This is a genomic window from Bacillus sp. NMTD17 (assembly GCF_002998735.1).
GTDB lineage: Bacteria > Bacillota > Bacilli > Bacillales > Bacillaceae > Bacillus.
In genome coordinates, this window is record NZ_PVRH01000001.1 from 322,079 (window position 1) to 334,229 (window position 12,151).

The following is a 12,151-nucleotide window of genomic DNA, read 5'->3' on the forward strand; positions in this document are numbered from 1 at the left end:
CAAAACTTGAACGACGAAAACAGCTTTTATGGAAATTGATTAAATTAGTTTGAAAAATAAGAATTTAATTTGTAAGCGCTATAATGTAAGTTGGTAGTTTGAATTTATGTAGAAGAAGAGTATGCTTAAAAGAGAACGCTTTTTTTGTAAAATCAAGGAGGGTATATAAGTGGCAGATATTTTTTCAACAGTTCAGGAAAAGGTTGCAGGTAAAGGAGTAAAGATCGTTTTTCCTGAGGGAATGGACGAACGCATTCTAACAGCCGTTCAAAAACTAGCAGATGGCAAAGTCTTGCAGCCAATTGTTGTAGGTAAAACACAAGAAGTTGAAGCAAAAGCAAAAGAATTAGGTCTTACACTTGATGGTGTTGACGTGTATGATCCTCATACATATGAAGGTTTTGAAGAGCTTGTACAAGCTTTCGTAGAAAGACGTAAAGGCAAAGCAACTGAAGAGCAAGCAAGAAAAGCATTACTAGATGAAAACTACTTCGGTACAATGCTTGTGTACAAAGGTCTTGCAGACGGACTTGTGAGCGGTGCAGCACACTCAACTGCTGACACAGTACGCCCAGCACTTCAAATCATTAAAACAAAAGAAGGCGTAAAGAAAACATCTGGCGTCTTCATCATGGCTCGTGGCGAAGAGCAATATGTGTTTGCTGATTGTGCAATCAACATTGCACCAGATAGCCAAGATCTAGCTGAAATTGCAATCGAAAGTGCAAACACAGCCAAAATGTTCGACATCGAACCACGTGTGGCAATGCTTAGCTTCTCTACAAAAGGCTCAGCAAAATCAGACGAAACAGAAAAAGTATCTGAAGCAGTTCGTATTGCAAAAGAAAAGGCACCTGAGCTTGTACTTGATGGGGAATTCCAATTCGATGCAGCTTTCGTTCCTTCAGTAGCAGCGAAAAAAGCACCAGATTCCGTCATTAAAGGCGATGCTAGCGTATTTGTTTTCCCTAGCCTAGAAGCTGGAAACATCGGCTACAAAATTGCACAGCGCTTAGGTAACTTTGAAGCTGTAGGTCCAATCTTGCAAGGCTTAAACCAACCAGTAAACGACCTTTCAAGAGGCTGTAATGCCGAAGACGTTTACAACCTTGCGCTTATCACAGCAGCTCAAGCACTATAAAATAGCATCTCGTCAGCGCGATAGATTCGTGCTGGCTGTTTTTTTATTTTGGACAAATGTGTACAATATAGAAAGAAAACAATCTGATCGTAGATAAAGCCGATAGGATGGGCAGGTGCTAAAATGGAGGATTTAATATATAAGCTTCAGCATAAGGTCGCTTTTTTAACCGATGCACAGAGGAGAATTGCAGATTATATCGTACAACATCCAATGGAGGTCGCTTTTTTAACTGTCGATAAATTAGCGTCAAAAGTCGGGACGAGTACAGCAACCATCATGCGATTCTCTGCTGCTGTGGGGTATTCTGGTTTTTCTGAGTTTCAAAAAGAGCTCCAATCAGCTATGAAGCATAAAGCCGACCCTCAAACAAGACTTGAGGCGAATCTCAAGCATTCAAATAAGAGTAAGCTCCTGCATAACCATGTAGAACTGCAATTTCAAAATATCCAGTACGCATTGGACAATATCACGGAAGAAACCTTTCAACAAATTGTTGGGAAAATAGCCAACGCGCGCCACGTTTTGTGTACAAGTGTCCGAAGTGGAAGACCTGTTGGCGAGTACATGTCATTAGGAATCAATCGGCTATTGGGGAATTGCCAGTATATTGATGCAGATCAAAGTGACTGGGTGGATGATTTGGTTCATTTCAACTCGGATGATTTCATTATAGCTGTCAGCTATCCGCGCTATGCAAAGCGTATGAAGGATTTGATGGAAGCAGCGAAGTCTTATGGAGTGGAAGTCCTTTTAATTACAGACAGTTACAGCTCTCCACTAACCAAATATGCACAATATGTATTACCGTGTTCCTCAGCAAGTGTAGGCTCTCATAACTCTGTCGTATCTGCTATCTTTATCGTCGATTTCATCTTAAGTGCATTAGCGATGAATGATCCTGAAAGAACAAAACCACGTTTAGATCAAATCAATCATATGTTAACGAAAATGAGTTATCACACAACACAATAGTCGTGTGGGGACTCATTTTTTATTTTTTGAAAGCGCTTTACTAATTAAAAATGAGATGGTATGATCATATCACGAAAGTAATATATATTACTTTAAATGAATTAAATGTAATAAATATAACTAAAAAGGGATGATGGAAACAATGAGTACTGTTCATTTCGTGTCAAATGATCTTATAGCTAGGGCAAGAAAGCTTAACTCGACCTTGCTGTCAGACGTGATGAGATGCACCGGCGCGATGGATCATCAAATCAAACCAGTTACGAGAGGCATGAATGTAGTCGGCACAGCTTTTACCGTGAGCTTACGGCCAGGAGATAATCTGTTTCTTCACCAAGCGATTTATTCTGCACAAGTAGGCGATGTACTCATCGTTGATGGGAAAGATCATAGGGGTCACGCATATTTAGGAGAATTGATGGCTAGTTCAGCAAAAGCTGTTGGAATAGAAGGAATCGTGATCGACGGTCTTGTCCGCGATAAAGTCGCTTTAGAGGAATTAGCTTTTCCAATCTATAGCAAGGGGTTCACGCCGAATGGACCTTTTAAGGATGGTCCTGGTGAATTGAATGAAATCATCTCGTGTGGAGGGGTCAAAGTATCACCAGGTGACTTGGTCGTTGCAGATGATGATGGAGTAGTGATTGTCCCGAAAGAGAAAGCAGAAGAGATGCTGTCACTAGCTGAAGAGAAACTAGCGTATGAAAACCAAAGATTAAAAACCATTCAACATTATATGAGCGAAGGAAAGCAGGATATCAGTCTCTTAGCGCCTGCATGGCTAGAGGGCAGAATGAAAAAATTCCAGGGATAGGGGAATCTGTGATGAAGATAGGCTTTATCGGTTATGGAGAAGCTGCATATGAGCTGTCAACGGGATTGAAAACAGAAGGATTAGATCATTTTTATGCGTATGATGTACTATTACAGAATGAGAAACATGCTGGAACAATGAAAGAAAAAGCAGCCCGCACAGGCGTCGAATTAACAAGTAATGTGAGTGAAGTCATTGGAAAATCTGATATTGTTATTGCGGCTGTGCCAGCGAATAAAACCTTAGAAGTGGCTCAATCCGTATTAGATAGTTTGAAAAAAAATCAAGTATATGTGGATGTGTCGGCATCAACTCCAGATATCAAAAAACAAGTGGCAAAAGAAATTGAAAAGCAAGAAGCTCTATTTGTAGATGTTGCCATGCTAGGATCTCTTCCAGTTAACAAACACAAGGTTCCAATCACTGCTAGCGGCAGTGGAACAGATCGATTCATTGAATTAACGAAAGAATACGGTATGAATATTACAAAAATCAGTGATCAGCCAGGAGATGCCTCAGCCTTAAAGCTAATAAGAAGCATTTATATGAAAGGGATTGTCGGTTTACTCATTGAATTTTTGGAAATATCCAAAAAATATAATGTCGAAGATCAAGTGATTTCTTCACTAAGCGAAACGCTGGACAGCAAAAGTTTTGAAGAGACGATGAATCGTCTTGTGACAGGAAGTGCATTACATGCAAAAAGACGAGCGGTCGAACTACTTGGCTCTATTGAAATGCTGGATTCAGCTCATATTGATGCGAGCATGTCCCGGGCAGCACAACAGAAGCTAGAGAGATTAGCAGATTTTCAATTCGTTGAACGGTTTAATGGGGAAAAACCAGCCAGCTGGGAAGAAGTCATTGACGTGATGCAGCAAGGGCGATTTTTGTAAGCGCTTTATTAAAGTAAGGGGAGGCGAAGAAACGACATGGGTTTTATTGCATTGATTGTATTCATAGCTGTCATCATTATATGGAATGTCATCGTGAAACGAAATATGGGAGAAGCCATGCTGTTAGGCTTTATTGCAACCACTTTGTTTGGCGGAATGGATGCATTAAGACTTTTCTGGGATGGTTTAATATTTGCATCCACATATGAGGTGCTTTATGCAGCCGTTGCGTTTGTATTCATGGCCTATTTAATCGAAAAGCTGGAATTAATTCACGCACTCTTGCGCATCCTGAATTCGGTTGTCGGCAAGCTTCCTGGGGGAGCTGCTTATATGAGTACGTTAGGTTCAGCAGTGTTAGGTGCTCTTTCAGGTTCAAATTCTGCAAACACAGCTGCCACTGGCTCTATCACGGCCTCTTGGATGATTAAATCAGGCTGGAGCCGAACCCATACGGCCACGATTCTAGCCGGGAATGGCGGACTTGGAGCGGCACTGCCTCCGAACTCTTCCATGTTTATCATGCTGGGCTTTGCACCAGTTGCAGCCCTTGTATCTGAAGGTGATTTATATATTGCTCTTTTAATAGGAGGGCTGTATCAAGTCGTATACCGGTTTATTCTTGTGTATATTTTGGTGAGAAAAAATAAAATTCAAGCGATGCCGCCAGATGATATTGTCCCTTTTAGAGAAGCTGTGAAAAAAGGGTGGAAGTCGATCTTTATTTTTTTCGGTGCATTGATCCCGATTATCATGACGATTGGTCCACTTGCAAATTATTTAAAAAGTAATCCAAACATTGGACCAGAGGCAATGGATCAAATTTCTTTAATTACGTGGATTCCGATTCTCATGATGCTGATTAGCTTAACAATTGGAAGAAAAAAGGCGTCTGCTTTAGATTGGTCTAAGTTTTTCAAATCGGCCATTCCTAAGTTTACAACGATCGGGGCCTTGATGCTGTTTGCTGTTGCTGCTAGTCAGGTGCTTGCTGAATTAGGACTCGCAGAAGATTTGACGCAAATCACATCAGTACTTGCCATTCCGAAGTGGCTCATGGTGCTCATTGTTGGTGTTCTTGTCACGCTGGTAGCTGGACCATTATCTTCAACTGCCACATTAACAGCAGTTGGGCTTGTCTCATTTTCAGCTTTAATCTCAGTCGGAGTAGATCCGGTTGTAGCGGTTGTCGCCATTCTTGCCTTTTCATCAACAGAAGGGGCTTCCCCGCCGGCATCAGGATCAATTTTTATCGCTTCTGGTCTTGCAGGAGCCAGACCGGAAAAAACTTTTATACCGCTGATTCTTTATTATATGCTGCCGATCGTGGGAATTGGCTGGCTCATCGGGATGGAGATACTTCCAGTATAGAAAGGAGAAACACATGAGAGCATTGATGGAATTTTTATTTAAAGTGCTGCTTGTCCTATTTTTAACATCAGGAACTTTGTTGGTATTCGGTCAAATACTAGGGATTCTTTTGCAAAATGGAGATTTGATCATAGCAAGTACAAACCTATTCAAAAATCCTACACTGGTGTTAAGCGCTTTTTTTAGTCTTGTTGGTTTCTCTCTTCATTATATTCCTGAAAAGAAAGACACGTCATTTAGCGATCAACCATCAGCATCAGCTGGTGATTCGGTCAAATAAGCGTCAAAAGCTGGATTCAGTTGGTGGATTCAGCTTTTTTGTGCGTGTGAATTAGGTATAAAAACCCAATACCTACGATTCATTTTTCGTTGAATTCGTTTTCAATCATATGCCTCTTGTGCTAGGAAATGGTAACATAACGGAGGACTATTTGAGGAATAGAGGTGTTTGACGATGTCTGGAGCTATCATCGGTTATACAACAGCCTTGTATTCGTTAAAGGCAGACATATCCATAAAAAAAGAACAAATCATAGAACTGAGCATGTGTCGAAAAGAAATAAAAGAAGCAAAGTCTGCTCTGGCAGATGCTAACAAGAAAATGACTTATCCAGATCTGACATCACATACATGGTTTGGTCATCTTGCAGATACGTTTGATGACATTCGAGAAGAGATGGCATCCGCCAGTCAAGAGATAAAAGGTGTACAGCTGACCAATCTAGTGAACCGAATTGATGAGAAAATCAGTGACTTAAAATCAGAGATTCATACGTTAGAACATGAGATCCATTCTGTTGAAAGAAAAATAGAGAAAGAAAAGCAGAAACAATTGGAAGAAAAAAGAGGGAATTCACATGAGTAGAGAAATCAAAATAGATGCCAGTGAAATCAAACGAGTTTTACAACATGCAAAACAATCAGGCGCTCAAATGAATGCAAAATTTCCAACATCCATCAAAGGGAGAAACCAGCTCATAGAAGCAGACACATTAGAAAAAATCAATCAACAGTTGAACGAATTAAGTACATCCTACATAGGCATTCTTCAGAAACAGCTTGTACAAACAGAACAAGCGGTGAACACCATGATCGAAACGGACAAGGCGCTTGCCTCCAGCAGTAAAAGAAAATAAAGGAGAACGCAATGAAAACCCTTGACGCTTTTGCGCTAATAAACGGAATTGACCAAACGCTGAATACATTAAAGCAGCAATCACAACAAATCAGCTCCATAGAAAAACAAATCCATCAGATCATCTCACTTGATGGCGCACTAAAGGGAGAGGCGGGACAAGCCATCCGCTCCTTTTATACAGAATGTCATATTCCCTTCCTGCAATTCTTTCAGGTCGTCATTGAGGAATACAGCACTGCGCTGAAAAGCACAAAACAGGCGCTTCATGCTCTTGAACCAAATCAGCACGGCTTGATCTCACAATCATTTATTGAACACGAACTAGATCAAGGACTAAAAAAAGCCGAGCGCACGATATCTGAGATTGTAACGGATGTAAACCATGCCATCGGCAGAATTGGTCATATTGTTCATTTGCCAAATGTAGACGAATCAGCTTTTCAGCAGAGCTATCAAAAAGCCTGGCTCGAGACCTCAAGAACCATTGGACTGCTTCATGCATTTGATAGGGAGCAGACAAGCGCTTTGCAAGAAACAAAAAGCTCCCTTCAAACAATGAAGCAATTCATCAACACGTTAAGCACCATGTTCACCGGCCCGAAAATCGACATCACCACCTATCAAAAAGGGTCTATTTTCAAAGATGGAAAAGAAGAAAAAATAAGCAGCACCGTCGGTGGATTAAATGACAAAATAGACAATCCGAAAGACAATAATCCGATGATGATCATGCTGAAGAAACTGAGAGAGAAACAACAGGCGAATGTGGAGACGGTTGTTCGGGAAACGCCGTCTAGTAAAATCAATCAAACCACCTTGACCTTAAATGGAAAAGTATACAACATAAATGAGTACAAAAAGATCAACTTCGAACATGCCAAAACGGTTGACGTCATGCGAGACGGAATGCTGTATCGGTTACGAATATCAGAAAAAAACAAAGTAACGATTGAGAGCGTTAACCCGATTTCTGAAGTGAAAACAGGCGATCAACCCCAAAATATCTTAAATACAGCGGTTGAATTTACCGGAATAAACGACGCGATTCGGGTTATTACAGGAAGAGATCCGATAACAGGTGATAAAGTCGCGGATATGGATCGTTTGGTATCAGGGGTGTACATGGTTCCAAGCACCAACATTGTTAAAGTGGGGAAATATGTTTTTAAGATTATTAAAGGGGAGAAAGTAGCTAAGAGGGTTGAGAAGACAGCAAAGGGTATTGGAAAAGGAGAACAATTATTAGATAAAGTTAAAACATATGAACAAGCTAGAAATAAAACAGTAGACATAGTTGGAGACCTAGGACCCAATTCACAACCATATACAGGTACGCTTAAGTCGAGTGCTGGATATGGTAAAGTTGTTGGGAGACAGTCCGCTGACGGAAAAGTAAGATGGAGATTAGATTATGACCCTAAAAAGGGACCACATATAAATATTGAAGATTTTCGTAATGGTAAAGGGGCGAATGCCCGAAAGATTGCTATTCCATTTGAGGGTAATGAAAACACTTTTAAATCTTTATTAAAACATTTGAATAGATAAGGAGATTTTAGATGAGTTTATTAGATGAGTGTATTGAGGCACTAGGTGAGGATGTACATATTTTATATGAAGATAATAGAGAGCAAATATTAAATGATTTTGAAAATTCTTTTCCATTTACTGATTGGGGGCAAATTGAATGGAAGAAAATATCTTCTTATGAGCAAGTGAATACATTCGATGAAATACGATCCTTTTTAAATCAAAAACTGAATGAGTACAGTGATATTGTTTATGTAATTTGGGATGAAGGGACATTGCCAATTATTCAATCTGCTTTAGATAAAGTATTTGAAGCTATAGATGATGTTACAGCTGTCAGTTTTGATACGTGGATTTTTTCCCCATCTTTTGGATATGTTATTGAAATCTTTCATGATGGTGAAGTAAAAGTAGGATTAAAATAGCATTGATGAACCCTCAAAAAGAATTAATTTGATTCTCTTTGAGGGTTTTTAAATGTTTATTATTGTTAGTAAAAAAGATATTCTTTCTTTTTCTACTTTATTTGATGCAATGTTAAATAATCTTTGATGTAAGCTTGTGCTTTTTTGAAATGTTTCTGTGACAGTCATTCTAAGTTTGAATACTAAATCTGGTTTTGCTTTTTTCTTTGCTAATCAATCCGACCCACAGCCAATCATCACTATTTGACTTACTAAAAGCATTTTAACTTACTCTGTGCTGAAAAACTTTCTGAAAAGCACCAAGTTTAGGGATAAAAACAAAGAAGTAAAAAAGGGTGATTGTATTGAAAATAAAAAAATAAACTGGATTTCACAAGAAGCCTCAGAAGCTGAAGTGATCGTAATAGATGGCGAACTGGAAATAATGTGTTTTGCTCAACCATTAAATTACCTTGAAGAAAATGAACTATTAGAGCCTATTTATTGTTTAGATGTGTCAGACCTAGTGAAAGCTGAATTGTCAGAGTTTAGAATTGAAAAATTAGATGATAATTTTAGCTATAGTTTCTTAGGACAATTAATTGATAAGCGTGATGAAAAAGTGAGAGTAGGCGGACTTTTATTAGAATTGGATTACAATATACCAGGAGATATAAATGAAGGCGATTTTATAAGTTTTAATTGCCAACGATTAGATATTTATTAGTAGAAGGTGAAGTCTTAAAAGTATAGGAGGCTCTCAAACATGATCAATTTCTCTCAAAACCCAAATAGTCACATAAACGAACCAGCAACTGACAAACACATCAAAGAGGCAGAATTCCAACTCAACATGATTTTGCCTCATGCCTATAAAGCCTTACTGAAACATACCAATGGGTTATCCATTGGTGGTGAGCTGCTTCTATACGGGACTGAGGACATTGTCGAACGCAATGCAACGTGGGAAGTCCATCATTATGCATACGGCTTTGTGGCGATTGGCGACGATGGCGGCGGGCAAGTATTTCTCATGCAGCAGGCTGAAGAAGAGAAAAAAGTATGGATCGTCGATGCTGGTATAATGGACCCTCAGCATGCGGAGATGATGACCGAAAACTTGATGAAATGGGTAAGTGATGGCTGTATCATAGAAACATGATCCATAAAGGAGATGATCGATTTGCCTTGGAACACATTGATCGCTGCCGGCCTCATGGTTGGGGTACCTTTCATTTTGTTCGCCACTGTTTATTTCATCATGAAAACCAAGAACAAGAAATCCAAATCATCCAACTGAAACGCTCTGTGACGCCCAATGTCATAGAGCTTTTTTGAAATGAACAAATGCCATGTCCCTCATTTTCCCTCCATTCATCCCATGTTCCTTCCATGTTATAATAAACACAGTTTATGAACGAGAGGATATGCAGGACATGAAAAATGAACCTATTGAGTTACTGACACAGCCGAAATGGCGAATCATAGATCAATCGAGCCTCGGTCTTTATGTGGACCCGAAGCAATCCTTTGCGATGGATGATACGCTTTGTGCGTCGGTTGGGAAGGGTCTCTCACCAGCGACAGCGCGTTCTTGGGTACATCACAATACGATTGTGCTTGGGATTCAGGATACAAGACTTCCATTTCTGCAAGATGGCGTGAAACTGCTTGAGGAAGAGGGCTATCGCGTCATTGTACGCAATTCAGGCGGCCTTGCTGTGGTGCTGGATGAAGGTGTCTTGAATGTGTCATTAATCTTTGCAGAACAAAAGAAGGGCATTGATATTGACCGCGGGTATGATGCGATGGTGGAATTGGTCCGCCGGATGCTGTCTAAGTATGAGGTGGACATTGAAGCTTATGAGATTGTCGGCTCTTATTGTCCGGGCAGCTACGATCTAAGCATCAATGGAAAGAAATTTGCAGGCATTTCTCAGCGTAGATTACGCGGTGGAGTCGCTGTGCAAATTTATTTGTGTGCAGATGGAAGCGGGCGGGAACGTGCCGACTTGATCCGCCGTTTTTATGACGCCGCCTTAAAAGACAAACGAGAAGAAGTGAAGGCAGTATTTCCTGATATACAGCCAGATACGATGGCGTCTTTATCAGAATTAACTGGAGAACCAATTGATTGTGCGCTTCTTATGCGTCTTTTGCTAGAAGAGCTTCAAAAGCTCAGTGATCAGCTGACAGCGTCAGGACTGAACGCAGAAGAACAGCTGGAATTTGAGAAAAACATGACGCGGATGATTGAGCGGAATGAAAAGGTGTTTTCGTAAAAAGAAAGGAAGGGTTCTGGTGAAATCCAAAAACGGCGGTTACCTCTATTTACTATGGCTTCCTGTCATCATGGGAGCCGGCTACGGCATTTCGCTTTTGGTGCCGTTTCTTCAGCCTGTACTGACACTTGGCGTCGCAGGCCTTTATCTTTTTATATTTGGTGATTTTCAGGTGAGACAAGTCAGGTATATTTTTATGTTCGTCTTTTTGATTAATGTCCTTTTTAGTGTGATGCTATTTTTGGGCATTTAAAAAAGTGCTTCCCGCAGATGGGGAGCACTTTTGGTTATTCTGCCATTTTTTCGAGGTTGCCGTTCCGGTCCATTTTAAAGGTTGGAGCGGCAGTGTCGTCCTCTTCAAACAAAACTAGTTTTCTTGCACGGTTCATGATTTTGACGAGTGTTTCATAATCTTCTTGAATGGTGAGTTGATCCTTTTCAAGCTTTTTCACTTCCGCTTCTAGCTGCGTGACTTTATGTGAAAGTTCGTTATTTTCTCGTTTTAACCGGCTGTTTTCCATGCGTAAGGCAGATGATTGCTGGCCATCGCCTTCATAGCGGCGCAAGAAATCAATGACATCTTCGATGGTTAAATCCTGTTGCTGCCTAAAAGGATTGGCTTCTGGCTTTTTCTCTACGACATGAGAAGCTTGTGACAATAAATGTGATAAACTAGCTAACTCTTCATTGTAGCTTTGATCCACAAACTGAAGCTGCTCGGCTGTTTCAGATGCTGGTGCAAACGTTTCTTCCTGCGCTGGTTCCAGCTCCTGTGAGAATTCCTCTTGCGTGACCGTTTCTTCTACTTGCGGCTGATAGAGTAATCGTTTCTTTGCAGGCTGGCCATTTCCGAGTGCGCGCATCCGTTGTTTTCGCTGTTTTTTGGCAAGAGCTAACGCTTTTTCATATTGATGCCTTACAACAGCATTCCATCTAAAACCGCATGCCGCTGAGGTACGGTTCAGCTTGTCTCCTACTTCTTCAAACGCATTCAGCTGTGTACTGCCCTCTCTGACGTGACGTAAGACGGTTTCTGCCAAGAGGAGATCATCTTCCTCTGACCAAGCATCTTGTCTTTGTTTTGACATGTTTAAACCCCCATATGATTTGATGGTATTAGATTAGCCAAGTTCAAGAAAGTTTATACAAGTTTGCTAAAAGGATAGTGGAAAATACTAGCTTTTATGTAAGCACGTATCGGCGGTTACAATGCGTCTTGCAAGTCCAGCCGCTTCGATGTACAATGTTGGGTGGTATATTATGACTCTTGGTTTTCCAACTGTTTCATATAGAATGAAGTTCATCATTGAAAGGAAGCGTAAGACCATGGCTAATGAGTTTCGCGTATGTGACGATTGTGATGCGACGAACCTAAAGACGTTGCTGCCTCGACTCAAATCGGTTGACCCTGATGCAAAAATTGAGATTGGCTGTCAATCCTATTGTGGTCCAGGACGAAAAAAGGCTTTTGCGTTTGTAAACAATCGCCCATTATCCGCACCAACAGAAGATGAGTTACTCGAAAAGGTTCAAAAAAAAGTTAAATAAATGTCACTGAATGTGTTCAGTCGACCTAAAAAGAGGTCCGTCCCTGTCAGGT

Annotated in this window: 16 protein-coding genes; 15 read left to right on the top strand and 1 reads right to left on the bottom strand. The window is 40.5% G+C overall.

From position 1 onward, the window contains the following. Positions 1–169: 169 nt before the first annotated feature. From pta to C6347_RS01675, 14 genes are all read left to right on the top strand, one after another. A complete protein-coding gene (pta, locus tag C6347_RS01605) occupies positions 170–1,141 on the top strand; it encodes a phosphate acetyltransferase (RefSeq protein ID WP_003215086.1) in 972 nt (323 codons plus the stop codon). Between the two features lie 123 nt (positions 1,142–1,264). After that, on the top strand, positions 1,265–2,116 hold the full coding sequence (locus C6347_RS01610; RefSeq protein WP_065097818.1) for a MurR/RpiR family transcriptional regulator: 852 nt from the start codon (positions 1,265–1,267) through the stop codon (positions 2,114–2,116). Between the two features lie 142 nt (positions 2,117–2,258). Then, positions 2,259–2,930 (top strand): RraA family protein, encoded by a 672-nt coding sequence (locus C6347_RS01615; protein ID WP_106071475.1) that lies wholly within the window; start codon positions 2,259–2,261, stop codon positions 2,928–2,930. Between the two features lie 11 nt (positions 2,931–2,941). Next, positions 2,942–3,826, top strand: a complete 885-nt coding sequence (locus C6347_RS01620; RefSeq protein WP_106071328.1) for a prephenate dehydrogenase/arogenate dehydrogenase family protein — start codon at positions 2,942–2,944, stop codon at positions 3,824–3,826. 36 nt (positions 3,827–3,862) lie between these two features. After that, on the top strand, positions 3,863–5,197 hold the full coding sequence (locus tag C6347_RS01625; RefSeq protein WP_044140204.1) for a TRAP transporter large permease subunit: 1,335 nt from the start codon (positions 3,863–3,865) through the stop codon (positions 5,195–5,197). A 13-nt stretch (positions 5,198–5,210) separates the two neighbouring features. Further along, on the top strand, positions 5,211–5,477 hold the full coding sequence (locus tag C6347_RS01630; protein ID WP_106071329.1) for a hypothetical protein: 267 nt from the start codon (positions 5,211–5,213) through the stop codon (positions 5,475–5,477). 174 nt (positions 5,478–5,651) lie between these two features. Further along, positions 5,652–6,062 carry a YwqH-like family protein gene (locus C6347_RS01635; protein WP_106071330.1) on the top strand — a complete coding sequence of 137 codons (411 nt, stop codon included), beginning with the start codon at positions 5,652–5,654 and terminating at the stop codon, positions 6,060–6,062. Then, positions 6,055–6,333 carry a YwqI/YxiC family protein gene (locus tag C6347_RS01640; protein WP_106071331.1) on the top strand — a complete coding sequence of 93 codons (279 nt, stop codon included), beginning with the start codon at positions 6,055–6,057 and terminating at the stop codon, positions 6,331–6,333. The genes C6347_RS01635 and C6347_RS01640 overlap by 8 nt, the downstream gene beginning before the upstream one ends. 11 nt (positions 6,334–6,344) lie before the next feature. Next, positions 6,345–7,883, top strand: a complete 1,539-nt coding sequence (locus tag C6347_RS01645) for a T7SS effector LXG polymorphic toxin (protein ID WP_106071332.1) — start codon at positions 6,345–6,347, stop codon at positions 7,881–7,883. An 11-nt stretch (positions 7,884–7,894) separates the two neighbouring features. Further along, complete coding sequence (locus C6347_RS01650; RefSeq protein ID WP_106071333.1) at positions 7,895–8,290, top strand: CDI toxin immunity protein; 396 nt, start codon at positions 7,895–7,897, stop codon at positions 8,288–8,290. A 343-nt stretch (positions 8,291–8,633) separates the two neighbouring features. After that, positions 8,634–8,996, top strand: coding sequence for a hypothetical protein (locus C6347_RS01655; protein ID WP_106071476.1), 363 nt, complete (start codon positions 8,634–8,636; stop codon positions 8,994–8,996). Between the two features lie 39 nt (positions 8,997–9,035). Further along, the gene (locus C6347_RS01660) at positions 9,036–9,431 is read left to right on the top strand and encodes an SMI1/KNR4 family protein (RefSeq protein WP_106071334.1); all 396 of its coding nucleotides are present in this window, start codon (positions 9,036–9,038) and stop codon (positions 9,429–9,431) included. Positions 9,432–9,705: 274 nt separating this feature from the next. Continuing rightward, on the top strand, positions 9,706–10,551 hold the full coding sequence (lipL, locus tag C6347_RS01670) for an octanoyl-[GcvH]:protein N-octanoyltransferase (protein WP_034660343.1): 846 nt from the start codon (positions 9,706–9,708) through the stop codon (positions 10,549–10,551). Between the two features lie 19 nt (positions 10,552–10,570). Beyond that, positions 10,571–10,804, top strand: coding sequence for a DUF5970 family protein (locus C6347_RS01675; protein ID WP_060597513.1), 234 nt, complete (start codon positions 10,571–10,573; stop codon positions 10,802–10,804). 34 nt (positions 10,805–10,838) lie between these two features. Here the strand turns inward: C6347_RS01675 and C6347_RS01680 are convergent, their stop codons facing one another. Then, the gene (locus tag C6347_RS01680) at positions 10,839–11,639 is read right to left on the bottom strand and encodes an RsfA family transcriptional regulator (protein WP_034660339.1); all 801 of its coding nucleotides are present in this window, start codon (positions 11,637–11,639) and stop codon (positions 10,839–10,841) included. Positions 11,640–11,877: 238 nt separating this feature from the next. On the opposite strand from C6347_RS01680, the gene C6347_RS01685 reads away from it, so the two are divergent. Continuing rightward, complete coding sequence (locus C6347_RS01685; RefSeq protein WP_003215259.1) at positions 11,878–12,099, top strand: YuzB family protein; 222 nt, start codon at positions 11,878–11,880, stop codon at positions 12,097–12,099. The last annotated feature ends 52 nt before the right edge of the window (positions 12,100–12,151 follow it).

What these genes read in the sequence shown, in the direction of transcription:
- C6347_RS01650 (WP_106071333.1), top strand. Translation starts at nt 7,895, where the DNA reads ATGAGTTTATTAGATGAGTGTATTGAGGCACTAGGTGAGGATGTACAT.
- C6347_RS01620 (WP_106071328.1), top strand. Translation starts at nt 2,942, where the DNA reads ATGAAGATAGGCTTTATCGGTTATGGAGAAGCTGCATATGAGCTGTCA.
- C6347_RS01685 (WP_003215259.1), top strand. Translation starts at nt 11,878, where the DNA reads ATGGCTAATGAGTTTCGCGTATGTGACGATTGTGATGCGACGAACCTA.
- lipL (WP_034660343.1), top strand. Translation starts at nt 9,706, where the DNA reads ATGAAAAATGAACCTATTGAGTTACTGACACAGCCGAAATGGCGAATC.
- C6347_RS01610 (WP_065097818.1), top strand. Translation starts at nt 1,265, where the DNA reads ATGGAGGATTTAATATATAAGCTTCAGCATAAGGTCGCTTTTTTAACC.
- C6347_RS01645 (WP_106071332.1), top strand. Translation starts at nt 6,345, where the DNA reads ATGAAAACCCTTGACGCTTTTGCGCTAATAAACGGAATTGACCAAACG.
- C6347_RS01635 (WP_106071330.1), top strand. Translation starts at nt 5,652, where the DNA reads ATGTCTGGAGCTATCATCGGTTATACAACAGCCTTGTATTCGTTAAAG.
- C6347_RS01640 (WP_106071331.1), top strand. Translation starts at nt 6,055, where the DNA reads ATGAGTAGAGAAATCAAAATAGATGCCAGTGAAATCAAACGAGTTTTA.
- C6347_RS01615 (WP_106071475.1), top strand. Translation starts at nt 2,259, where the DNA reads ATGAGTACTGTTCATTTCGTGTCAAATGATCTTATAGCTAGGGCAAGA.
- C6347_RS01625 (WP_044140204.1), top strand. Translation starts at nt 3,863, where the DNA reads ATGGGTTTTATTGCATTGATTGTATTCATAGCTGTCATCATTATATGG.
- C6347_RS01680 (WP_034660339.1), bottom strand. Translation starts at nt 11,639, where the DNA reads ATGTCAAAACAAAGACAAGATGCTTGGTCAGAGGAAGATGATCTCCTC.
- C6347_RS01660 (WP_106071334.1), top strand. Translation starts at nt 9,036, where the DNA reads ATGATCAATTTCTCTCAAAACCCAAATAGTCACATAAACGAACCAGCA.
- C6347_RS01630 (WP_106071329.1), top strand. Translation starts at nt 5,211, where the DNA reads ATGAGAGCATTGATGGAATTTTTATTTAAAGTGCTGCTTGTCCTATTT.